This is a genomic window from Allgaiera indica (assembly GCF_900106675.1).
GTDB lineage: Bacteria > Pseudomonadota > Alphaproteobacteria > Rhodobacterales > Rhodobacteraceae > Acidimangrovimonas > Acidimangrovimonas indica.
In genome coordinates this window covers 112,200-132,447 of the sequence record NZ_FNOB01000004.1, presented here as the reverse complement: position 1 = coordinate 132,447, position 20,248 = coordinate 112,200, and the positions used below count along the sequence as shown (strand labels likewise).

Annotated in this window: 24 protein-coding genes and 1 tRNA gene; 14 read left to right on the top strand and 11 right to left on the bottom strand. The window is 64.3% G+C overall.

Going from position 1 to position 20,248, the window contains the following annotated elements; all coding sequences use genetic code 11:
* Positions 1 to 23: 23 nt before the first annotated feature.
* Together BLV97_RS04970 and BLV97_RS04965 are read left to right on the top strand one after the other, a co-directional pair.
* A tRNA-Pro gene (locus tag BLV97_RS04970) sits at positions 24 to 100 on the top strand.
* 156 nt (positions 101 to 256) lie between these two features.
* Entirely contained in the window at positions 257 to 1,102 is an 846-nt protein-coding gene (locus BLV97_RS04965) for a glucosamine kinase nucleotide-binding domain-containing protein (RefSeq protein WP_035842734.1), read from the top strand.
* A gap of 67 nt (positions 1,103 to 1,169) precedes the next feature.
* Here BLV97_RS04965 and BLV97_RS04960 read toward each other — a convergent pair whose 3' ends face one another.
* Together BLV97_RS04960 and hrcA are read right to left on the bottom strand one after the other, a co-directional pair.
* Positions 1,170 to 1,715 (bottom strand): nucleotide exchange factor GrpE, encoded by a 546-nt coding sequence (locus BLV97_RS04960; RefSeq protein WP_035842731.1) that lies wholly within the window; start codon positions 1,713 to 1,715, stop codon positions 1,170 to 1,172.
* Between the two features lie 9 nt (positions 1,716 to 1,724).
* Positions 1,725 to 2,786 (bottom strand): heat-inducible transcriptional repressor HrcA, encoded by a 1,062-nt coding sequence (gene hrcA / locus BLV97_RS04955; RefSeq protein ID WP_035842803.1) that lies wholly within the window; start codon positions 2,784 to 2,786, stop codon positions 1,725 to 1,727.
* Between the two features lie 149 nt (positions 2,787 to 2,935).
* Here hrcA and rph point away from each other — a divergent pair, with 149 nt between their 5' ends.
* From rph to BLV97_RS04930, 5 genes are read left to right on the top strand one after another with little or no spacing between them, the layout of a single operon-like run.
* Positions 2,936 to 3,649: a ribonuclease PH gene (gene rph / locus BLV97_RS04950; protein ID WP_035842728.1), complete on the top strand. Its 714-nt coding sequence runs from the start codon at positions 2,936 to 2,938 to the stop codon at positions 3,647 to 3,649.
* Positions 3,646 to 4,254 (top strand): RdgB/HAM1 family non-canonical purine NTP pyrophosphatase, encoded by a 609-nt coding sequence (gene rdgB / locus BLV97_RS04945; RefSeq protein WP_035842725.1) that lies wholly within the window; start codon positions 3,646 to 3,648, stop codon positions 4,252 to 4,254. Before rph ends, rdgB begins: the two co-directional genes overlap by 4 nt.
* 1 nt (position 4,255) lies before the next feature.
* On the top strand, positions 4,256 to 4,642 hold the full coding sequence (locus BLV97_RS04940; RefSeq protein WP_035842722.1) for a RidA family protein: 387 nt from the start codon (positions 4,256 to 4,258) through the stop codon (positions 4,640 to 4,642).
* Positions 4,642 to 5,811 carry a radical SAM family heme chaperone HemW gene (hemW, locus tag BLV97_RS04935; protein WP_035842719.1) on the top strand — a complete coding sequence of 390 codons (1,170 nt, stop codon included), beginning with the start codon at positions 4,642 to 4,644 and terminating at the stop codon, positions 5,809 to 5,811. Before BLV97_RS04940 ends, hemW begins: the two co-directional genes overlap by 1 nt.
* The gene (locus tag BLV97_RS04930; protein ID WP_035842716.1) at positions 5,802 to 6,155 is read left to right on the top strand and encodes a YbaN family protein; all 354 of its coding nucleotides are present in this window, start codon (positions 5,802 to 5,804) and stop codon (positions 6,153 to 6,155) included. Before hemW ends, BLV97_RS04930 begins: the two co-directional genes overlap by 10 nt.
* Here the strand turns inward: BLV97_RS04930 and BLV97_RS04925 are convergent.
* From BLV97_RS04925 to BLV97_RS04895, 7 genes are all read right to left on the bottom strand, one after another.
* On the bottom strand, positions 6,130 to 7,044 hold the full coding sequence (locus BLV97_RS04925; protein WP_035842713.1) for a ParB/RepB/Spo0J family partition protein: 915 nt from the start codon (positions 7,042 to 7,044) through the stop codon (positions 6,130 to 6,132). The two genes, BLV97_RS04930 and BLV97_RS04925, sit on opposite strands and share 26 nt — an antisense overlap.
* A gap of 9 nt (positions 7,045 to 7,053) precedes the next feature.
* Positions 7,054 to 7,860 carry a ParA family protein gene (locus BLV97_RS04920; RefSeq protein ID WP_035842710.1) on the bottom strand — a complete coding sequence of 269 codons (807 nt, stop codon included), beginning with the start codon at positions 7,858 to 7,860 and terminating at the stop codon, positions 7,054 to 7,056.
* Positions 7,853 to 8,479, bottom strand: a complete 627-nt coding sequence (gene rsmG / locus BLV97_RS04915) for a 16S rRNA (guanine(527)-N(7))-methyltransferase RsmG (RefSeq protein WP_035842707.1) — start codon at positions 8,477 to 8,479, stop codon at positions 7,853 to 7,855. Before rsmG ends, BLV97_RS04920 begins: the two co-directional genes overlap by 8 nt.
* Positions 8,476 to 10,344, bottom strand: coding sequence for a tRNA uridine-5-carboxymethylaminomethyl(34) synthesis enzyme MnmG (mnmG, locus tag BLV97_RS04910; RefSeq protein ID WP_035842704.1), 1,869 nt, complete (start codon positions 10,342 to 10,344; stop codon positions 8,476 to 8,478). Before mnmG ends, rsmG begins: the two co-directional genes overlap by 4 nt.
* A 2-nt stretch (positions 10,345 to 10,346) precedes the next feature.
* Entirely contained in the window at positions 10,347 to 11,639 is a 1,293-nt protein-coding gene (gene mnmE / locus BLV97_RS04905) for a tRNA uridine-5-carboxymethylaminomethyl(34) synthesis GTPase MnmE (RefSeq protein ID WP_035842701.1), read from the bottom strand.
* 29 nt (positions 11,640 to 11,668) lie between these two features.
* The gene (rho, locus tag BLV97_RS04900; protein WP_035842698.1) at positions 11,669 to 12,940 is read right to left on the bottom strand and encodes a transcription termination factor Rho; all 1,272 of its coding nucleotides are present in this window, start codon (positions 12,938 to 12,940) and stop codon (positions 11,669 to 11,671) included.
* Positions 12,941 to 13,108: 168 nt separating this feature from the next.
* Positions 13,109 to 13,585 carry a CopD family protein gene (locus BLV97_RS04895; RefSeq protein ID WP_035842695.1) on the bottom strand — a complete coding sequence of 159 codons (477 nt, stop codon included), beginning with the start codon at positions 13,583 to 13,585 and terminating at the stop codon, positions 13,109 to 13,111.
* A gap of 443 nt (positions 13,586 to 14,028) precedes the next feature.
* Here BLV97_RS04895 and BLV97_RS04890 point away from each other — a divergent pair, with 443 nt between their 5' ends.
* From BLV97_RS04890 to dnaQ, 4 genes are read left to right on the top strand one after another with little or no spacing between them, the layout of a single operon-like run.
* On the top strand, positions 14,029 to 14,625 hold the full coding sequence (locus BLV97_RS04890; RefSeq protein WP_035842693.1) for a Maf family protein: 597 nt from the start codon (positions 14,029 to 14,031) through the stop codon (positions 14,623 to 14,625).
* Entirely contained in the window at positions 14,622 to 15,461 is an 840-nt protein-coding gene (locus tag BLV97_RS04885; RefSeq protein WP_035842691.1) for a shikimate dehydrogenase, read from the top strand. The genes BLV97_RS04890 and BLV97_RS04885 overlap by 4 nt, the downstream gene beginning before the upstream one ends.
* The gene (gene coaE / locus BLV97_RS04880) at positions 15,458 to 16,063 is read left to right on the top strand and encodes a dephospho-CoA kinase (protein ID WP_035842689.1); all 606 of its coding nucleotides are present in this window, start codon (positions 15,458 to 15,460) and stop codon (positions 16,061 to 16,063) included. Before BLV97_RS04885 ends, coaE begins: the two co-directional genes overlap by 4 nt.
* Positions 16,056 to 16,748: a DNA polymerase III subunit epsilon gene (gene dnaQ, locus BLV97_RS04875; RefSeq protein WP_035842686.1), complete on the top strand. Its 693-nt coding sequence runs from the start codon at positions 16,056 to 16,058 to the stop codon at positions 16,746 to 16,748. The genes coaE and dnaQ overlap by 8 nt, the downstream gene beginning before the upstream one ends.
* A gap of 3 nt (positions 16,749 to 16,751) precedes the next feature.
* Here the strand turns inward: dnaQ and secB are convergent, their stop codons facing one another.
* Both secB and BLV97_RS04865 read right to left on the bottom strand, forming a co-directional pair.
* Positions 16,752 to 17,240, bottom strand: a complete 489-nt coding sequence (gene secB, locus BLV97_RS04870; RefSeq protein WP_035842682.1) for a protein-export chaperone SecB — start codon at positions 17,238 to 17,240, stop codon at positions 16,752 to 16,754.
* Positions 17,241 to 17,317: 77 nt separating this feature from the next.
* Positions 17,318 to 17,809 (bottom strand): FxsA family protein, encoded by a 492-nt coding sequence (locus BLV97_RS04865; protein ID WP_035842679.1) that lies wholly within the window; start codon positions 17,807 to 17,809, stop codon positions 17,318 to 17,320.
* 120 nt (positions 17,810 to 17,929) lie between these two features.
* Between BLV97_RS04865 and BLV97_RS04860 the strand changes: the two genes are divergently transcribed.
* The 3 genes from BLV97_RS04860 to BLV97_RS04850 all read left to right on the top strand — a co-directional run bounded on the left by BLV97_RS04860 (position 17,930) and on the right by BLV97_RS04850 (position 20,242).
* The gene (locus BLV97_RS04860; RefSeq protein WP_035842676.1) at positions 17,930 to 18,595 is read left to right on the top strand and encodes a Tim44/TimA family putative adaptor protein; all 666 of its coding nucleotides are present in this window, start codon (positions 17,930 to 17,932) and stop codon (positions 18,593 to 18,595) included.
* A 69-nt stretch (positions 18,596 to 18,664) separates the two neighbouring features.
* Positions 18,665 to 19,636, top strand: coding sequence for a murein transglycosylase A (mltA, locus tag BLV97_RS04855; RefSeq protein WP_051646069.1), 972 nt, complete (start codon positions 18,665 to 18,667; stop codon positions 19,634 to 19,636).
* Between the two features lie 3 nt (positions 19,637 to 19,639).
* Entirely contained in the window at positions 19,640 to 20,242 is a 603-nt protein-coding gene (locus tag BLV97_RS04850; RefSeq protein WP_035842669.1) for a Smr/MutS family protein, read from the top strand.
* The last annotated feature ends 6 nt before the right edge of the window (positions 20,243 to 20,248 follow it).

Genomic DNA, 20,248 nt, shown 5'->3' with positions numbered 1-20,248 from the left:
ATCGGTAACCCCTCCGCCACGGTCGGAGCGTAGCGCAGCCTGGTAGCGCACCTGCTTCGGGAGCAGGGGGTCGGAGGTTCGAATCCTCTCGCTCCGACCATTTCCCGCCAGTTTCCCGCCCTCGGGGCCCGCGCGTGCGGCGCTGAATGGTCTCGCAACCATGTCACACCTGACCGGGGGTTCTGACGCGCCCGATCTACAATCTCTTGTGTACATGAATTGTTTTGGTAGGCTTCGCCGAAAAAAGGGGGTTCGGATGCCGTTCTATGTGGGTGTTGATGGCGGCGGCTCCGGGTGCCGCGCGGCGGTATCCGAGAATAGCGGCCGCATTGTCGGGCGCGGCCAGTCCGGACCTGCCAATATCGTGACCGATCCCGACGGCGCCCGCGCCAATATCGTGCGCGCCGTGGAACAGGCCATCGCCGGCACCGGCGCGACGCTGCGGTCGCTGCACGCGGTCCTTGGCATCGCCGGGGCGAACCTTCCCGAATACAGCGCCCGCCTGTCCGACGCGCTGCCCTTCGCCACGACCCGGATCGAAAGCGACGCGCTGATCGCGCTGAAAGGCGCGATCGGCGATGATGACGGCGTGGTGGCGACGCTGGGCACCGGATCGGCGTTCACCGGGCAAATCTGCGGCCAGGTCAAGACGATCGGCGGCTGGGGCCTTGCCCTGGGGGATGAGGCCTCGGGCGCCTGGCTGGGGCGGGCGCTGCTGGCCCGGGCGCTGCTGGCGGTGGACGGGCTGGCACAGATGACGCCTTTGCTGGAATCGGTGATCGACGACCACGGCCGCCCGGAAGAGCTGGTCGCGCTGGCGCGCAAGGCGACACCATCGGTCTTCGGCGCCTACGCACCGCGGCTGCTGGAGGCCGAGGACGACCCCGCCGCCAGCACCATCCTGGGGCTTGCCGACCGCTGGATCACGCGCTGCATCGAACTGCTGGCGCCTGCGGGCGACACGCCGGTCACCTTCGTCGGCGGATTGGGGCCGCATTTCGCCCGCCGCCTGGCCGGGCGCTTTGGCAACCGCATCCGCGAACCGCGCGGTTCGGCGCTGGACGGCGCGCTATGGATGGCCCGCCAGGCCGAAGCCGCCTGACGCCGGCGGCCCGGACCGGCCTGTTTCACGGGGCACGCGATCAGACAGCGCCGAACCCGGCAACAGTTCAGCCCGGGGTTGACGAAACGCCCACCTGCGCCGGGCGCAGCAACCGGTCATGCAGCTGAAAACCGTCGGTCATCACCTGAATGATCTCGCCGGCCTTGGTGCCCGGAACCGGGGCTTCGAACATCGCCTCGTGGTGCTGCGGGTCGAAACTTTCGCCCACCTTGGGCGAGATCAGCACGATCCCGTGCTTGCTGAACACCTTCAGCAATTCCTTCATCGTCAGATCGATGCCTTCCAGCAGCGACTTGTTCCGCTCTCGCTGTTCGTCGGTCACCGCCGCCAGCGCCCTGGACAGGCTGTCATAGACCGGCAGCATGTCGCGTGCCAATTTCGACCCGCCGTATTGTTCGGCCTCACGGCGGTCGCGATCTCCGCGCTTGCGGGCATTTTCCGCGTCGGCCAGCGCGCGCATGAACCGGTCGCGCATCTCGTCGCGTTCGGCCCGCAGCGCCTCCAGCTCGGCCTCTAGCCCGGCATTGTCGGCCGGATCGGCGGCCTGCAGTTCCTGCTCTTCGAACATCTCGTCTTTGTTGTCTTCGGCCATTCCTAACCTCTATCCCCTGTCGGAAATCAGCTTTCCGACGAGTTGCGCCGTGTAGTCGACGATCGGCACGATGCGCCCGTAGTTAAGCCGCGTCGGTCCTATGACACCCACAGCGCCGATGATCTTACGGTCAGCGTTCATATAGGGAGAGACCACCAGAGAGGAACCCGAAAGTGAGAAAAGCTTGTTCTCCGAGCCGATAAAAATGCGCACGCCCTCGCCTTCTTCGGTGAGTTCGAGGAATTCGGCGATGTCACGCTTGCGCTCGAGATCGTCGAAAAGGCTGCGGATGCGGTCCAGTTCTTCGGCCTCCGGAGCGCCCTCCAGCAGATTGGCACGGCCGCGCACAATCAGACGCTCATGGTGGCCGTCCTTGTCCTCCCACACGGCCAGCCCGCTTTCGACCAGATCGGCCGCCAGGGCGTCGATCTCGCGTCGCCGGGCGTTGATCTCATGCGTGAAAGAGGTGCGCAGATCGGAAATCGTGCGCCCCTCGGCCAGCGAGTTCACGAAATTCGCGGCCTCTCGCATGGCCGACGGTGTCATCCCGGCGGGCGGCGCGAAGACGCGGTTCTCGACATGACCATCGGCCATCACCAGCACCACAAGCGCGCGATCCGGCGCGAGGCTGACGAATTCGATATGACGGATCGGGGCCTCATGCTTGGGCGCAAGCACCAGGCTGGCACCATGCGTCAGCCCCGACAACGCGGACCCCACCCGATCCAGCATGCTGCCGACATCGCGCTGGTTGACGCCAAGCGTCGCGTCGATCTTTTCGCGATCGTCCTCGGTCAGGGTGCCGACCTCTAGCAGGCCGTCGACGAACATCCGCAACCCGCGCTGGGTGGGAACCCGCCCGGCCGAAACATGCGGGCTGTCCAACAGCCCCAGATATTCGAGATCCTGCATCACGTTGCGGATCGTCGCCGCGCTGACCTTTTCCGACATGGTGCGCGTCAGGCTACGCGACCCCACCGGATCGCCGGTCGACAGATAGCCTTCGACCACACGCCGAAACACCTCGCGCGAGCGGTCGTTCAGTTCGGCCAGAATCTTTGAGCCTTCCATCTTGCGGGATGCGTTCTCTTGCATGAGTCTCATTAAAGGGCGGTCGGGCGCGGCGTCAATCTGCCAGTGTTCGGGCTTGCCGTGTTCTGACTTGCATCGCGGGCCTGCGGGCGCGTATCAGGCAGGCGAACGGACAAAGGGAGCGCCCGATGCGACCATCTGGCAGAGAAATAGGCCAAATGCGCCCGATTTCAATCGAGATCGGGGTGACGAAACATGCCGAAGGGTCATGCCTGATCAAGGCGGGCGACACCCATGTGCTGTGCACCGCCTCGATCGAGGATCGCCCGCCACCGTTTCTGCGCAACACCGGCCTGGGCTGGGTGACGGCGGAATACGGGATGTTGCCGCGCGCCACCAACACCCGGTCGCGGCGCGAGGCGGCCTCGGGCAAGCAGCAGGGCCGCACGGTCGAGATCCAGCGCCTGATTGGCCGCGCCTTGCGCGCGGGCATCGACCGCTCGGCGCTTGGGGAACGGCAGATCACCGTGGATTGCGACGTGATCCAGGCCGACGGCGGCACCCGCTGCGCCTCGATCACCGGTGGCTGGGTGGCGCTGCGCCTGGCTGTGAACAAGCTCTTGAAGGCTGGGATCGTCACCTCGGACCCGATCCTCGACCATGTGGCGGCGGTATCTTGCGGGATCTATGCGGGCCAGCCGGTGCTGGATCTAGATTATGCCGAAGACAGCGAGGCCGGCACTGACGGCAACTTCATCATGACCGGCGCCGGCCGTCTGATCGAGGTGCAGATGGCGGCCGAGGGCGCGACATTCTCGCGCCAGGAGATGGGAAAGCTGATGGATCTGGCCGAGACCGGCGTGGCCGAACTGGTCGCGGCGCAGATGGCGGCGGTGGGATGAGGCGGTTCTCGGGCGACCGCCTGCTTGTGGCAACCCATAACGCCGGCAAGCTGGAAGAGATTTCCGAGTTGCTGGCGCCCTATGGGGTTTCCGCAATCGGCGCGAAAGAGATGAAGCTGCCCGAGCCCGCCGAGACCGAGACCACCTTTGTCGGCAATGCCCGGATCAAGGCCCATGCGGCGGCCAAGGCCACCGGCCTGCCCGCGCTGGCCGACGATTCCGGGATCGAGGTGGATTGCCTGGATGGTGCGCCCGGGGTCTATACTGCGGATTGGGCCGAAACACCCCAAGGCCGCGATTTCGTCATGGCGATGGACAGAACCTGGGCCGCCTGCGAGGCAAGATCCGCTCCGCTGCCGCGCAAGGCCCGGTTCCGGGCAACGCTGGTGCTGGCCTGGCCCGACGGCCATGACGAGGTGTTCGAAGGCCGCGTCGAGGGGCAACTTGTCTGGCCGATGCGGGGCGCGCAGGGCCACGGCTACGATCCGATGTTCCAACCTGACGGCGAAACCCGAACCTTCGCCGAGATGAGTGCCGAGGAAAAGAACAGGATCTCTCACCGCGCGAACGCCTTTGCCAGCTTCGTGCAGATATTCGAGGTATGACATGGGCAAGCGCAGGCTGATTTCCTCTGGCAGTCCGTATGAGCCGCGTCTGGGCTATTCCCGAGCCGTGGTACAGGGCGATTGGTGCTTCGTCTCCGGCACCACCGGGGCCGATCCCACGACAGGTCGTTTTCCGCCCGGCGTGCAGGAACAGGCCCGCCATACGCTGGCAAGCATCGACCGCGTGCTGTCGGAGGCCGGGTTTGCCCTATCCGACGTGGTTCGCGCACGTTATATTATAACAAACTCGGCCTATATGGACGAAATCGCACCGGCCCTGTCCGAAGTTTTCGGCGCCATCCGTCCTGCCGCCACGATGATCATCGCCGATCTGGTCAGCCCTGAGATGAAGGTGGAGATCGAGGTGACGGCGTTCCGGGGCGGCTGATGGAAGATTGGCGCGCTGGTGGGTTCGGGCTGTATCTGCACTGGCCATTTTGTGCCTCTAAATGTCCCTATTGCGATTTCAACAGCCATGTCGCGGCAGAAATCGACGAATCCCGCTGGACTAGAGCCTATTTGAGCGAAATCGAGCGCCTTGGTGCCGAAACCAAGGACCGAATCTTGCAGTCGGTTTTCTTCGGTGGCGGTACGCCCAGCTTGATGTCGCCCGACCTTGTCGCCGCCATTCTGGAAAAGGTCCGCGCGACCTGGCCTTTGGCCAATGATCTTGAAGTAACGCTAGAGGCTAACCCCACTTCGGTCGAGGCCGGACGCTTTCGCGGCTATCGGTCCGCCGGCGTAAGCCGCGTGTCGATGGGCATTCAGGCCCTGAACGACTCGGATCTGCGCCGCCTGGGGCGCCTTCATACCGTGGCCGAGGCGCAGGCGGCGTTCGATGTGGCGCGCGGCGTGTTCGATCGCGTCAGCTTCGATCTGATCTACGCTCGCCAGCATCAGAGCCTGGAAGATTGGCGCGCTGAGCTGCGTTTGGCGCTGTCGATGGCGGTGGATCATCTGTCGCTGTATCAACTGACGATCGAGGACGGCACCGCCTTTGGCGCCCGCGCGGCGGCGGGCGGACTGCGAGGGCTACCCGAGGACGGCTTGGCCGCCGACATGTATCAATTGACGCAGGAGTTGACCGAAGCCGCGGGAATGCCGGGGTATGAGATCTCGAACCACGCGGTTGACGGGCGGGAATCGCGTCACAACCTGATATACTGGCGCTGCGGCGACTATGTCGGGATCGGGCCCGGTGCGCATGGACGCCTGACGCTGAACGGACAGCGATATGCGACCGAGACTCGGCGCGCGCCCCAGGCCTGGCTTGAACAGGTAGAGACATGCGCCCATGGCGAGGCCGATCGCACCCCCCTGCCCCAGGCCGAACAGGCCGAGGAGCTGATGATGATGAGCCTGCGTTTGCGCGAAGGGCTGAGCTTGCAACGCTATGCAGCACTGGCCGGCCGACCGCTTGGCGATCGCAAGATCGCGGAGTTGGAGGAGTTGGGGATGGTTCGGCGGCAATCCGGTCAGTTGATCGCGACGGCGCGTGGTCGGATCGTTCTGAATGCGGTTCTTGGCGCATTGCAGGGGGACCAGCCTTGCGCGTGATCTGGGCCATTGCGGGGCTTTCGGCGCTGTCACTGGGGCTATTGGGGGCGGTGCTGCCGTTGCTACCGACGGTGCCGTTTCTGTTGCTGGCGGCGTTCTGTTTCGCCCGCGGTTCCGACCGGCTGCATCATTGGTTGCTGGCACACCGCCTGTTCGGCCCCCCGATCAAGGCCTGGCGCGACCACGGGGCGATCCCGCGTCGCGGAAAGATCGCGGCAAGCCTGTCAATTGCCGCCGCCTTTGGCATTTCCGTCGCGCTGGGGGTGAAGCCCGCGCTGCTGGTCATTCAGGCTTTGGTCTTGCTGGCCGTCAGCCTGTTCATCTGGACACGTCCAGAGGGCTGACGCTGAGAATCCGGCAAAGTTCGTCCAGCTGTTCGAGCGAGCGATAATGCAGTGTCAACGTACCGTCGCCGTCAACGCTGCGGTGGTCGATCTGCACCTTCATGCCCAGATTCGCGGAAAGATCCTGTTCGAGCGCGCGGGTATCGGCATCCTTTTCCGCCGTGGCCCCACGCGGACGCGGGGACCCCTTGGGCGGGGCCTTGGCCAGCCGCTCGGCCTCGCGGACCGATAGGCCCTTGGCGATGATCTTGCGCGCCAGTTCCTCGGGGTTTCCGGTGGTGATGAGCGCACGGGCGTGGCCCGCGGTCAGCTTGCCTTCCCGCAGATAAGTCAACACGCCATCCGGCAGCTGCAGAAGCCGCATGATATTGGCGATATGACTGCGGCTTTTCGACAGGCCCTCGGCCAGCTTTTCCTGGGTGTGGCCGAAGCGGTCCATCAGCTGACGATAAGCCATCGCCTCTTCCACCGGATTCAGGTCGGCGCGCTGGATGTTTTCGATGATCGCGACTTCCAGAACTTCGGTATCGCTGAAATCGCGCACCAGTACCGGAACTTCATGCAGCTGCGCGATCTGCGCCGCCCGCCAGCGACGTTCGCCGGCGACGATCTCGTAATTGCCCGCACTGCCGGGATCGGGGCGGACGATGAGCGGCTGAATAACGCCCTTTGCGCGGATCGATTCGGCAAGTTCTTCCAGGGCATCGCGGTCAAAATCGCGGCGCGGCTGGTCCGGATTGGGCCGAATCCGCTCGACGGGGACGGTCAGGTCGGGGCGGCGCGGCCGCGGTTCGCCGGTGGCCGAATCCGCGGCAGCCGGCGCGACATCTGCCATCAGCGCGGATAGGCCGCGGCCAAGGCCCCTGCGTTCGGGTTTCTTGTCACTCATCTCGGTCTCCTATGCCGCGCGGCCGTGACGGCCGAGCAATTCGCGGGCCAACGCCCGATAGGCCTCGCTTCCGCGCGAGCTGGGATCATAGGCCAGCACCGGAAGCGCGAAGGAGGGCGCCTCGCTGACGCGCACATTGCGGGGAACGATGGTGCGAAACACCAGATCGCCCAGGTTGTCGCGCGCATCGGCCTCGACCTGCTGGGACAGGTTGTTGCGGCCGTCATACATGGTCAGAAGCACGCCTTCAATCCGCAGGTCCGGGTTGGCGGCCTGGCGGACCTCGCGGATCGTCAGCATCAGCTGGGAAAGGCCTTCCAGCGCGAAGAATTCACTCTGCAGCGGAACTAGGACGGCATGGGCCGCGACCATCGCGTTGACTGTAAGCAATGACAACGATGGCGGGCAATCGATCAGGACATAGTCGAAGGCGAAAGCGTCGATCGCCGGCTGGCGCAGCGAATCATGCAGCAGGAATATGCGCTTTTCGTTGGCGACCAGTTCGATATCGGCCGAACTGAGATCTGTCGTCGCCGGGCAAAGATAGACGTTCTGGACCGAGGTGGGAATGATCACCTCTTCCAGCGCGGCATCGTCGATCAACAGATCATAGGTTGTCATCTTGCGCTTGTCGGAATCCACGCCGAAACCGGTGGAGGCATTGCCCTGCGGATCAAGATCTACCAGCAGAACGCGCTTGCCTTCCTCTGCCAGCGCGGCGGCAAGGTTGATGGCGGTCGTCGTCTTGCCGACACCGCCCTTCTGATTGGCGATCGCCAGGATGCGTGGCCCCGGGGGTCGGGTCGGGTCAGACATGCGTGATGCCTCCGATGCTGAGGATGACCGAGGCAGGATCGGTCCGGCTGGGGATTTTCTGAACGTCGAAGCGCCAGGACGCAAGTGAGTCGTCAATCTCGGCCATGTAGCTGACGCCTTTTGGAAACAGCGCGCGCCCACCGGGTACCAGATGCCGCGCGGCATAGCCCAAAAGGCGCGGCAGGGGCGCCAGGGCCCGTGCGGTCAGTACGTCCGCGCCTAGGGGTGCAAGTGATTCGATCCGCTCGGAAACCACATTGGCAGAGATCCCGGTCTCGGCCGCGACGGTGCGCAGAAAGGTCGCCTTGCGCTGATCGCTTTCGACCAAGGTGAAGCGCAGATCGGGCGCGGCCTCGTGCGCCAAGATCGCCAGCACTAGGCCAGGAAAGCCACCGCCGCTGCCCAGATCGGCCCAATGCGCGGCGCCCGCGGGGCGCCGGTCAAACAATTGCGCAGAATCAAGCATATGCCGGGCCCAAAGCGCGTCGATCGTCGACTTCGAAACCAGATTGATCTTCGGATTCCACTTTTCCAACAACGCAGCATAGTCCTGCAGGCGGTCCAGTGTTTCACGTGAAACATCATAGGCGGCCCCGAAGGCCTCGGCCCCTTCGATCATGCCGAGCGCCGCTCTGCCTGTCGCAGTTTCGCGAGAATCAAGGTGAGTGCCGCGGGCGTTACCCCCTCGACCCTGCCCGCCTGGGCAAGGGTCCGCGGCCGCACTCGCGCAAGCTTGGCGCGCAACTCGTTCGACAGGCCAGGTAGTGCGTCGTAGGCAAAGCCATCGGGAATCACCTGGCTTTCATCGCGGCGCAGCGCCTGCACATCCTCGCTCTGTCGCGCAATATATTGTGCATACAGGGCATCGCGGGCCAATTGTACCCGGTGTTCCGGATCGATCCTGTCCAGCCCAGTATCGGCCTGCAGCAGCTGTTCAAATCCGACATCCGGGAAGGACAGCAGATCGAAAGCCGACCGTCGGCGCCCATCGGGATTGATCTTCACACCCAGCGCCGCCATCTGACGCGGGGTGAAGCTGGTGCCTTGCAGCAGCGCCTTCCCGGCAGCAAGACCTTCCATCTTTTCGCCAAACGCTCGCGCCCTGCCCGGCCCGACGCAACCAAGCCGCTGCCCCAACGGTGTCAGCCGCTGGTCCGCGTTATCGGCGCGCAACGACAGGCGATATTCGGAGCGCGAGGTGAACATCCGATAGGGTTCGGTCACCCCACGGGTAACCAGATCATCCACCATCACCCCGATATAGCTATCCGAGCGGCCAAATATCGCGGGTCCTCGCCCCTGCCCCATAAGCGCCGCGTTAAGTCCAGCCACCAACCCCTGCGCCGCCGCCTCTTCATAGCCGGTCGTGCCATTGATCTGCCCGGCCAAGTACAGCCCGGGTAGGTCACGCAATTCAAGCGTATCGTGCAAGGCCCGGGGATCGACATAATCATATTCGATCGCATAGCCAGGCTGCAGGATCTTCACCGCTTCCAACCCGACGATCGAACGGACATAGGATTCCTGCACATCCACGGGCAGCGAGGTCGAGATCCCATTGGGATAAACCGTCGAATCGTCAAGTCCTTCCGGTTCCAGGAAGATCTGGTGCGATTCCTTATCAGAGAAACGCACCACCTTGTCCTCGATCGAAGGGCAATAGCGTGGACCAATTCCTTCGATATGACCGCCATACATCGCCGACCGTCCGAGGTTTTCGCGGATGATATCATGCGTGCGTGCGTTCGTGTGGGTGATCCCGCAGCTGACCTGCCGCGCGACCGGACTCTGATTGAGGAAGGAGAACACTACCGGGTCATCGTCCCCTGGCTGCGCCTCTAGGCGCCCCCAATCGATCGTCCGTCCATCAAGCCGCGGTGGTGTGCCGGTTTTCAATCGTCCGAGCGGCAGACCAAGCCCCTCGATCCGCTCGGCCAGCTTGACCGAGGGCTTGTCACCCATGCGTCCGCCGAGGCGGCGCTCGTCACCGATATGGATCACGCCGCGAAGGAAAGTACCCGTGGTCAGCACCACCGCCGGGCTAAGGATCTCGCTACCGTCGGCCAGCACGACGCCACAGATTCGATCGTACTTGGTCAGAAGGTCCGCAGCCTCCCCCTCGATCACATAAAGCCCTTCGCGCGCGGCGGTCTCTGCCTGCATCGCCTCGCGATAGCGCCGACGATCCGCCTGCGCCCGCGGCCCCTGCACAGCCGGGCCCTTGCGGCGATTCAACAGCCGAAACTGGATCCCCGCGTAATCCGCGACCCGACCCATGACGCCGTCCAAGGCATCAATCTCGCGGACGAGATGCCCCTTGCCCAGCCCGCCTATCGCCGGGTTGCACGACATCACACCCAGATCCGTCCGCCGCAGCGTGATCAGCGCGGTCTGCGCACCCAGACGCGCCGCGGCATGGGCTGCTTCGGCGCCCGCATGCCCTCCTCCGATCACCACGACGTCAAAATGTTTCACGTGAAACACCCCTATTTCCCGATGCAAAAGCTCGCAAAGATCTCATCGAGCAAATCCTCGACATCCACGCGACCGACCAGTGAATCAAGCGAACGAACCGCTCGGCGAAGGTTTTCGGCGGCCAGTTCCGTTCGATCTGCCCCGCTCAATACCTCAGATCGCGCCGATTCCATAGCCCCGATCGCCCGTTCCACCGCCAACCGATGCCGCTCCCGCGTGATCACGGCGGCACCTCTGGATCGCGTTTCCAGGATCTCGGTGATCCGCGCCACCAATTCTCCGGCCCCTGCGCCTGTCTTCCCCGATACCCGCAAGCCATCCCCAACGCCCAGATCGGCCTTGCCTTCCACCACCAGATCTTCGCCTAGCGGCCGAAGATCCCGAGGCAACGCACCATCCACCCGCAGGAAGACCCGCAAATCCGCCTGCCGCGCGCGTTCAATCGCCCGTGAAACCCCCATCTCCTCGACCTCGTCGACGGTCTCTCTCAGCCCCGCGGTATCCAGCAGCGTCACCGGCAGACCGTCCAGCTCCATCCGCACTTCGATCACGTCGCGCGTCGTCCCGGCGTATTCCGAAGTCAACGCTGCCTCCCGCCCGGCCAGGTAATTCAGCAAAGTCGACTTGCCGGCGTTCGGCAGTCCAACGATCGCCACCTCGAATCCATCTCGGATCCGCTCGGACACGCTCGCGCCGGCCGCGACCTGTCGCAATTCCTCCAGCACCGCGTCAATCAGCGTCAGGACCTCGGGCGACACATCTGTCGGAACCTCTTCATCGGCGAAATCGATCGTTGCCTCGATCAGCGCCGCGGCGCGGATCAGCTGCGCGCGCCAGCGTTCGGCCCGCGCACCCACCGCCCCGGACAACACCCGCAACGCCTGCCGTCGCTGGGCTTCGGTCTCGGCCTCGATCAGATCGGCAAGCCCTTCGACCTGCGCCAGGTCCAGACGTCCATTTTCCAGTGCCCGGCGAGTGAATTCTCCAGGTTCGGCCAGACGAACACCTTCGCGCGCGGTCAGCGCCCGCAGCACGGCCCGCACAGTTGCCGTGGCCCCATGCAGATGCAGTTCGGCAACTGCTTCGCCCGTGAAACTGTGCCCGGCTTCGAAGATCAGCACCAGCGCTTCGTCCAGCACCTCGCCATCCCGAAACAGCCGCCGCAACCCCGCGTGCCGCACCGGCGGCAACGCCGCGCCCGCACACAGATCCGCGACTGCTTCCCATGCGAGCGGGCCGGACAATCGTACCACCGCCACCCCCGCCTTGCCGCGGGCAGAGGCCAGGGCACAGATCGTCTCCATCTCTCTAACCTATTGACCTTGAATAAAGATCATGTGTTCATCGAGTCAAAGAACTCGCCGTTCGTCTTGGTCTGCTTCAGCTTCGACAGCAGGAACTCGATCGCATCCGTCGTGCCCATCGGGTTCAGGATCCGCCGCAGGACATATGTCTTCTGCAGATCCGCCTTGTCGACCAGAAGATCTTCCTTCCGGGTGCCCGATTTCAGGATATCCATCGCCGGGAACACGCGCTTGTCGGCAACCTTGCGGTCAAGCACGATCTCGCTGTTGCCGGTGCCCTTGAATTCCTCGAAGATCACCTCATCCATGCGGCTGCCGGTATCGATCAGCGCGGTTGCGATGATGGTCAGGCTACCGCCTTCCTCGATATTCCGCGCCGCGCCAAAGAACCGCTTCGGCCGCTGCAGCGCATTCGCATCCACACCGCCCGTCAGCACCTTGCCCGAACTTGGAACCACCGTGTTGAACGCCCGCCCCAGACGGGTGATCGAATCCAGCAAGATCACCACGTCGCGCTTGTGCTCGACCAGCCGCTTAGCCTTCTCGATCACCATCTCGGCCACCGCCACATGGCGCGTCGCCGGCTCGTCGAACGTCGAAGAGACAACTTCCCCCTTCACGCTGCGCTGCATGTCGGTGACTTCCTCGGGCCGCTCATCGATCAGCAGCACGATCAAATAGCATTCCGGGTGATTCACCTCGATCGACCGCGCGATGTTTTGCAACAGCACCGTCTTACCAGTTCGCGGCGGCGCCACGATCAGCGCCCGCTGCCCTTTCCCAATCGGAGAGACCAGATCGATGATCCGGGCCGAGCGATCCTTGATCGTCGGATCCTCGATCTCCATCTTCAGCCGCTCGTCCGGATAGAGCGGCGTCAGGTTGTCGAAATGAACCTTGTGGCGCGCCTGCTCGGGATCGGTGAAATTGATCTGCGTCACCTTGGTGATCGCGAAATACCGCTCGTTCTCGCGCGGGGCCTGCATCACGCCTTCGATCGTGTCGCCGGTGCGCAGGCTGAACTGGCGGATCATGTCCGGCGACACATAAATGTCGTCCGGGCCGGGCAGATAGTTCGCTTCGGGCGAACGCAGAAAGCCGAAACCATCCTGCAGCACCTCAAGCACCCCGTCACCGCCGATTTCCCAACCCTCTTCGGCACGCTCCTTCAGGATCGAGAACATCATCTCGCCCTTGCGCATCGACGGGGCGTTCTCGATATCCAGCTCTTCCGCCATCGCCAGAAGATCGGCCGGGCTTTGCGCCTTCAGGTCGGAAAGGTTCAAACGTTCTTCGGTCATCGGACCTCACACGAAAATGGCGCCAGCGCCCTTGGGCGGCGGTTGCGTCTATGAATGGGAATTACCCGCGACCGGACGGCCCCGTAGAGAAGCCCGATAGCCCCTTGTCACCCAAAAGTCAACGACGGCCAGCATCCCACGTTCGCCGGCGCCACGCGGCGCAAAGTTCTAGAACTTCACCACGACCGAGAAAACGATCACCAGCAACAGCAGCGTCGGCACCTCGTTCATCATCCGGTACTGCCGCCCGGTGACCCGATTGGCCCCGGCAACGAAATCCCCGCGCCGACGGTTGAGCCAGTAGTGATACCAAGTCATCGCGATCACCCCGGCCGCCTTGGTCCACGGCCATACCTGGCTCCAGTCGACGATCCCCGGCGTGAACACCAGGCACAGCCCGAACAACCAGGTCGCGATCATCGCCGGGTTCATGATCGCCCGCATCAGCAAACGTTCCTGATGCTGAAACAGCAGGTCCATCTCTGATCCGGCCACCACGCCCCGCTTTCGATAGCCCTCGACGTGATACACGAAGAGACGTGGCAGATAGAAGATCCCCGCCATCCAGGCGATCACCGCAACAACATGCAGCGCCTTGATCCACGGATACCAGATGCTCAGAAAATTCTGCGCAGCTTCGATCATGGTCTGCTTCCTTCGTCTTCCACAGCGTCGGGCCGTGCTACTTCTAATAAACTAATAAAGAATAGATAAAGGATGTTGTTGTTATAGGGCCAGTGGACAACGGGATTTGGCGGGCAACCCACCGATCCACCCACAGAAGAAACCCTGTGGATAAGTGTTGGAAAAGCTTCCAAACGCCTCGTGCGATCCATAATATAGTGTTTATATTCAATACTTTGATAGATATTTATATGGTTATCTTGGTGTGCATAAAAAGACGCTGAAATTGCACAGGCCCAGTAACCCCCAACCGCCGTTCTCCGCTATGCACGGGTGGATAAGTCGGTCGCGGATTCTTGACAACGGCTGCGCGAGGCCGGACAACATCGCTGTGCCCCGCCAGGACCGTTTTGGCCCCCCGCCTTCCGGGCGTCTCATCCACAGGCTTACCCCATGAAGCGCTCATGACAGATATCGTGCTGGCCTCCGGCTCGGAAATCCGCGCCCGCCTCCTGCGCGACGCGGCCGTTCCCGTTCGCGTGGCACCCGTCCGGATCGACGAACAGGCGATCCGTGATACAATGACAGCCGAGGCCGCCAAACCGCGCGACATCGCTGATACCTTGGCCGAAATGAAAGCGCGCAAGGGATCCGACAAGTTCCCCGATGCCCTTGTCATGGGCTGCGATCAGGTGCTCGACTTCGATGGCAAGGTGTTGTCGAAACCCCACGATCTTGATGCAGCGCGGGCACAGTTGCGCGCTCTTCGCGGACAGCGTCATGCGCTTCTCTCGGCGGCCGTGCTATATGAATCCGGCCGGCCGGTGTGGCGGCATGTGGGCGTGGTGCGGCTGGTCATGCGCGACTTCTCCGACGCCTATCTCGAAGAGTATCTGGCCCGCAACTGGCCCGGAATCGGGGCCGCCGTCGGGGCCTACAAGTTGGAGGAAGAGGGGGTGCGGCTCTTTTCGCGCATCGAGGGCGATTACTTCAACGTCCTCGGTCTGCCGTTGATCGAACTGCTGGGATATCTCGGCCAAAGAGGGGCGATCGCTGCATGACAGAGGGTGAGCGTATCCCTCTGGCCGGGGTTATCGGTTCTCCCGTCGCGCACAGCCGTTCGCCGCTGCTGCATGGCTACTGGCTGCGTCGCTACGGGCTGAAGGGCGCCTATATCCCGATGGACATCGCCCAGGCCGATCTGGCCGAGGCGCTGCAATGCCTGCCCAAGCTGGGTTTTGTCGGGCTGAACGTCACCATCCCTCACAAGGAAAGCGTGCTGAAGCTGGCCGATATCGTCACCGACCGGGCGGCCTTGATCGGGGCAGCGAACACGCTGATCTTTCGCCAGGACGGCAAGATCCACGCCGACAACACCGATGGCTCTGGCTTCATCGCCAATCTGCGCCAGAACGCGCCCATGTGGGCGCCCGCCTCGGGCCCGGCCGCGGTGCTGGGCGCCGGCGGGGCCGCACGGGCGGTGATCGCCGCGCTGATCGAGATGGGCGCGCCGGAAATCCGCGTCGCCAACCGCACCCGCGCCCGGGCCGAGGCGCTGCGTTCCGATTTCGGCGCCAAGGTCATGGTACATGAATGGGTGCAGGCCGGCGCGATGCTGGAAGATTGCGTGACAGTGGTGAACACCACGTCGCTGGGCATGACCGGCAAGCCCGCCTTCAAGGTGCCGTTGACCGATCTTAGCCCCAAGGCGGTGGTCAGCGATCTGGTCTATACCCCGTTGCGCACCGATTTCCTGGAAGAGGCCGCGCGGATCGGCGCCACCACCGTCGACGGGCTGGGCATGTTGCTGCATCAGGCCGCGCCGGGGTTCGAGCGTTGGTTCGGCGCCCGGCCAGAGGTCGACGAGGCAACCCGCCAGGCCGTGCTGGGCGCATGAGCTGGCCCTTCCTTCTTGGCTTGACCGGCTCTATCGGAATGGGAAAATCCACCACCGCGGGCTTTTTTCGCGAAGCCGGCATACCGGTCTGGGATGCCGACGCCGCCGTCCACCGCCTTTATGCCCCCGGCCAACCCGGCGCCCGCGCCATCGCGGCGCTTTATCCGGCCGCCGTGGGCGAAACGGGCGTCAGCCGCGCCGCGCTGAAGGGCTGGATCGCCGCCGACGCCACCGCTTTGCGCCGGATCGAGGCCGCCGTTCACCCGCTGGTCGCCGCCGACCGCGCCGAATTCATCGAAAACGCCGCCCGGCGCGGTGCCGAACTGGTTGTTCTGGACATCCCGCTGCTGTTCGAGACCGGCGGCGACGCGCAGATGGACGGCACCCTGGTCGTCAGCGTCCCGCCCGAGGTCCAGCGCAAGCGTGTGCTGTCCCGTCCGGGCATGACTTCGGCCCAGTTCGAGACGATTCTGGCCCGACAGATGCCCGACGCGGAAAAGCGCGCCCGCGCCACCTGGGTGATCGAAACCCTGGGGCTTGAGCCCACCCGCGCCGCCGTGCAAGACCTGATCAACGACATCAGGGCCCAACGACATGCGTGAAATCGTCCTCGACACCGAAACCACCGGCTTCAAGCATGAACTCGACGACCGCATCGTCGAAATCGGCGCGGTAGAGCTGTTCAACCATCTGCCCACCGGGCGCACCTATCATCAATATATCAACCCCGAGCGCGACATGCCCGACGGGGCCTTTCAGGTGCATGGGCTAAGCCGCGAATTCCTGTCCGACAAGCCGGTCTTCGCAGAGATCGCCCAGGCCTTCCTGGATTTCGTGGGCGAGGCCAAGCTGGTGATCCACAACGCGGGCTTCGACGTGCCCTTCCTGAATTCGGAACTGCGCCGCCTGAGCCTGCCGCAACTGCCGATGAGCCAGGCGATCGACACGCTTGCGATCGCCCGCAAGCGCTTTCCCGGCTCGCCGGCTTCGCTGGATGCGCTTTGCCGCCGCTTCGGCATCGACAATTCGATGCGCGAGAAACACGGCGCACTGCTGGACAGCGAGATCCTGGCCGAGGTCTATCTGGAACTGATCGGCGGCCGCCAGCCCGATTTCGGCCTGTCGTCGGGCGGCACGGGCCGTTCCGGGGGCGATCCGGCGGCCGATTGGCGCCCGCGCCCGCGGCCCACCCCCCTGCCGGGACGTATCAGCCAAGAAGAAGCCGCCGCCCATGCCGCCTTTGTGGACGGGCTGGGCGACGGCGCGATCTGGAAGAAATACGGCTAGCCGTCAGGCTTGCGTCGGCATTCCCTGCTGGGCCTGCATCTGCTGGCGGTAGAGATCGACGAAGTCGATATTGTCCAGGTTCAGCTGCGGGAAACCGCCGTCGCTGGTCACGTCGCTGACGATCCGTCGCACGAAGGGGAACAACTGGCGCGGGCATTCGATCAGCAGGAAGGGATGCAGCTGATCTTCCGGCACGCCCTCGACCTGGAAAATGCCGCCGTATTCCAGCTCTAGCAGGAACAGATTGGCCTGATCGGCCTGGTTCTTCGAGGTGATCTGGAACTTCATCACCACTTCGTACTGGTTCTCGACCGGCCGCTGGCGCCCGTCCAGGCTGACCTGCACTTCGATGTCGGGGGTGATCTCTCCTCCGTCAAAGCCCTTTTGCGCCACGACGTTCTCGAACGACATGTCGCGGATGTACTGGGCCAGGATCTGCAGGCGCACCTGCGGTTCCGCGGCTTGCATGGTATCTTCGCCGTTCTCGGCCATCGGGCATTCTCCCTGGGAACTGAAGCTTGCCGTGGTCTAGCAGACCCGAAGCGCCGCCTCAATCCGGGGAATGGCCTTCAATGGCGGGTCCAGCCGGATGGTTGATGGGTGGGCTTCTTCGAGGCGTCGATCTCGGTGAAATCGCCGTCGATCACCGGGCCGCCGGTGTTGTCGGGACGGGGATCTTGGGTGCGGTATGTCGCCCCCATCGTCACCCTTTGCACCCGCGAATGGCGGCCGATCCAGCGCATCACCCAGCGCCGCACCGGCGGGATCAGCAGCAAGATCCCGATCGTATCGGTCAGAAAGCCCGGCGTGATCAGCAGCGCGCCGGCCAGCAGGATCAGCGCGCCATGGGCCAGCGGCTCGGTCGGGTCGGTCAGTTCCGACATCGAGCGCCGCAGATCGGCCAGCGCCCGCGCGCCCTGTTGTCGCACCAGCCAGGTGCCCAGCACCGCCGAGCCCAGCACGATCGCCAGCGTCGGCCACAACGTAAGCCACCCGCCCACCTCGATGAACAGGGCGATTTCGATCAGGGGCACGGCGAGAAAGAGGGCAAACAGCCACATCGCGATTTTCCTTATCCGTAGGCGGCATGCTAGACTTGCACGCTACGGGACCCTACATAGGGTTCGAACCCGGAAGATACCAACCCCACGGCGATATGATGCCGATGGTAAAGGAACATGATGAGCGGAAATGTAATTCAGCTAATCGTCCTGGGTGCGGTCGCGCTGTTCTTGATATTCAAGCTGAAGTCGACGCTTGGAACCCGCGAAGGCTTTGAAAAGCCAGCCGTTCCGAAAACCCCGGACGAGCCGAACCCGGTGCAGCGCCGCGCCTTCGACGTGATCGAGGGCGGGCCCGATGCCGACATCACCGACCATGTCCCCGACGGCAGCGCCGCCGCCGAGGCCCTGACCGCGATGAAGCGGGCCGAGCCCAGCTTTTCGGTCGGCGAATTCATGCGCGGCGCGCGCGGTGCCTATGAGATGATCCTTGGTGCGTTCTACAAGGGCGACCTCGACAGCGTTGCGCCCTTCATCGCCCCGGAGGTGCTGGAAAGTTTCCGCGAGGTCGTGCGCCAGCGCGAGGCCCAGGGCCTGACCCTTGAGGCCAACATCATCGGCATCCGCGAGGTCGTGCTGGCCAGCGCCGAATTTCACCGCGACACCCAGGAGGGCGAGGTGACGGTGCGCTTTGTCTCCGAACAGACGTCGGCAGTGAAGAATGCCCAGGACGAGATCGTCGAAGGCGATCCGAAGGCCGTGCGCCGGCAGCGCGATGTCTGGACTTTCGGGCGCAAGATGGGTGTGAACGATCCGAACTGGCAGCTTGTGGCCACCGGGGAATAGCAGGGGGTGCGGCGCGTCAGGCTATCTGTCCGCGCGCTGGCGCTTCTGATTCTTGCGGGAACGGCGGCGATGGCCCAGCCCAAGACGCAGGTTCTTTCCTTCCACGATCTGCACGGCTGGGACCATGACGACCAGGGCGCCGCGCTGCGTGCTTTTCTGACAACCTGCCCCCGCCTGACCGGCCCGGAATGGCAAGAGGCCTGTGATCAGGCCCGCCATGCCCAGGATGATCCGCGCCGCTTTTTTGAGGCCTATTTCCGACCGGTCCTGATCGGCAATCCGAAAAAGGCGCTTTTCACCGGCTATTATGAGCCCGAGTTGAAGGCCTCGCTGGTGCGAACGCCGCATTTCGCCTACCCGATCTACCGCCGCCCGCCCGGTCTGAAGCCCGGCCGGCGCTGGTACAGCCGTGCCGAGATAGAAGACAGGCATCTGCTGCGCGGCCGCGGGCTGGAAATCGCCTGGCTCAGCAATCCCGTCGATGTGTTCTTTTTGCAGGTGCAGGGCTCTGGACGGTTGCATCTGACCAATGGCAAGATCCTGCGCGTGGGTTTTGGTGGTAAGAACGGCCATCCCTACCGCTCGGTCGGGAAAGAGCTGGTGCGGCTGGGTCTGCTGCCCGCGCATCGGGTCTCGGCCCAGCGCATTCGCGCCTGGGTGAAGGAACATCCCAAGCAGGGCCGCCGGATCCTGATGCACAATCCCTCTTTCGTATTTTTCCGGGAGGTATCCGTGGCGCATGGCGATGGCCCGGTCGGAGCGATGCAGGAACCGCTGCAGGCGGGGCGGTCCTTGGCGGTCGATCCGCGCTATGTTCCGCTCGGCGCGCCGGTCTGGGTCTACAAGCGCGGGCGCCACCCGATCCACCGGCTGATGGTGGCCCAAGACACCGGCAGCGCAATCCGGGGGGCGCAGCGCGGCGATATCTTCTATGGCTCGGGGCCCCGGGCCGGGCGGCTTGCCGGCGCGGTGCGCGATGGCGGGCGCATGGTGGTGTTGCTGCCGGCCGCGCGGGCCTTGGCAATGGCGGGGGGGGAATAGCCGATGGCGCGGCGGCCGCGGGGCCTTCGCCCCGAGGAACAGGAGCTTTGGCACCGCGTCGCGCGCAGCGCCACGCCGCTGCACCCGGCCCGCGCCAAGACCGAGCATCCGCTGACCACGCCCGCGCCGAAACCTGGCCAACCGCCCAAGCCCGATCATGCCCCGCTGCCGGTCTTCCGGATCGGCCAATCCGCCAGCCCGACCCCGGGCGGCGCCGCCCCGTCGCGCGCCGAGGGTCTGGCGGCGGCGCCGGTGCGGATGGACCGCAAGGCCTTTGTCCGGCTTCGCCAGGGCAAGCTGACGCCAGAGGCGCGCATCGACCTGCACGGGCTGACCCTGGCCGACGCCCACCCTGAACTGATCCGGTTCATCCTGGCGTCGCATGGGGCGGGGCGGCGGCTGGTGCTGGTGATCACCGGCAAGGGGCAAGATCGCGACGGCCCGGATGATGGGCCACTGTTCCCCCAGCGTCGCGGCGTATTGCGCAGGCAGGTGCCGCTATGGCTGAGTGCGCCGCCCCTTGCGCGCATTGTCCAACAGGTCGCACAGGCGCACCGCCGGCACGGCGGCGAGGGCGCGTTCTATGTGTACCTTAGCCGGAGTTGACGGGCC

Coding starts and splice junctions, on each gene's coding strand:
- BLV97_RS04965 (WP_035842734.1), top strand. CDS start 257: ATGCCGTTCTATGTGGGTGTTGATGGCGGCGGCTCCGGGTGCCGCGCG.
- BLV97_RS04960 (WP_035842731.1), bottom strand. CDS start 1,715: ATGGCCGAAGACAACAAAGACGAGATGTTCGAAGAGCAGGAACTGCAG.
- hrcA (WP_035842803.1), bottom strand. CDS start 2,786: ATGGAAGGCTCAAAGATTCTGGCCGAACTGAACGACCGCTCGCGCGAG.
- rph (WP_035842728.1), top strand. CDS start 2,936: ATGCGACCATCTGGCAGAGAAATAGGCCAAATGCGCCCGATTTCAATC.
- rdgB (WP_035842725.1), top strand. CDS start 3,646: ATGAGGCGGTTCTCGGGCGACCGCCTGCTTGTGGCAACCCATAACGCC.
- BLV97_RS04940 (WP_035842722.1), top strand. CDS start 4,256: ATGGGCAAGCGCAGGCTGATTTCCTCTGGCAGTCCGTATGAGCCGCGT.
- hemW (WP_035842719.1), top strand. CDS start 4,642: ATGGAAGATTGGCGCGCTGGTGGGTTCGGGCTGTATCTGCACTGGCCA.
- BLV97_RS04925 (WP_035842713.1), bottom strand. CDS start 7,044: ATGAGTGACAAGAAACCCGAACGCAGGGGCCTTGGCCGCGGCCTATCC.
- BLV97_RS04920 (WP_035842710.1), bottom strand. CDS start 7,860: ATGTCTGACCCGACCCGACCCCCGGGGCCACGCATCCTGGCGATCGCC.
- rsmG (WP_035842707.1), bottom strand. CDS start 8,479: ATGATCGAAGGGGCCGAGGCCTTCGGGGCCGCCTATGATGTTTCACGT.
- mnmE (WP_035842701.1), bottom strand. CDS start 11,639: ATGGAGACGATCTGTGCCCTGGCCTCTGCCCGCGGCAAGGCGGGGGTG.
- rho (WP_035842698.1), bottom strand. CDS start 12,940: ATGACCGAAGAACGTTTGAACCTTTCCGACCTGAAGGCGCAAAGCCCG.
- BLV97_RS04895 (WP_035842695.1), bottom strand. CDS start 13,585: ATGATCGAAGCTGCGCAGAATTTTCTGAGCATCTGGTATCCGTGGATC.
- BLV97_RS04890 (WP_035842693.1), top strand. CDS start 14,029: ATGACAGATATCGTGCTGGCCTCCGGCTCGGAAATCCGCGCCCGCCTC.
- BLV97_RS04885 (WP_035842691.1), top strand. CDS start 14,622: ATGACAGAGGGTGAGCGTATCCCTCTGGCCGGGGTTATCGGTTCTCCC.
- coaE (WP_035842689.1), top strand. CDS start 15,458: ATGAGCTGGCCCTTCCTTCTTGGCTTGACCGGCTCTATCGGAATGGGA.
- dnaQ (WP_035842686.1), top strand. CDS start 16,056: ATGCGTGAAATCGTCCTCGACACCGAAACCACCGGCTTCAAGCATGAA.
- secB (WP_035842682.1), bottom strand. CDS start 17,240: ATGGCCGAGAACGGCGAAGATACCATGCAAGCCGCGGAACCGCAGGTG.
- BLV97_RS04865 (WP_035842679.1), bottom strand. CDS start 17,809: ATGTGGCTGTTTGCCCTCTTTCTCGCCGTGCCCCTGATCGAAATCGCC.
- BLV97_RS04860 (WP_035842676.1), top strand. CDS start 17,930: ATGAGCGGAAATGTAATTCAGCTAATCGTCCTGGGTGCGGTCGCGCTG.
- mltA (WP_051646069.1), top strand. CDS start 18,665: ATGGCCCAGCCCAAGACGCAGGTTCTTTCCTTCCACGATCTGCACGGC.
- BLV97_RS04850 (WP_035842669.1), top strand. CDS start 19,640: ATGGCGCGGCGGCCGCGGGGCCTTCGCCCCGAGGAACAGGAGCTTTGG.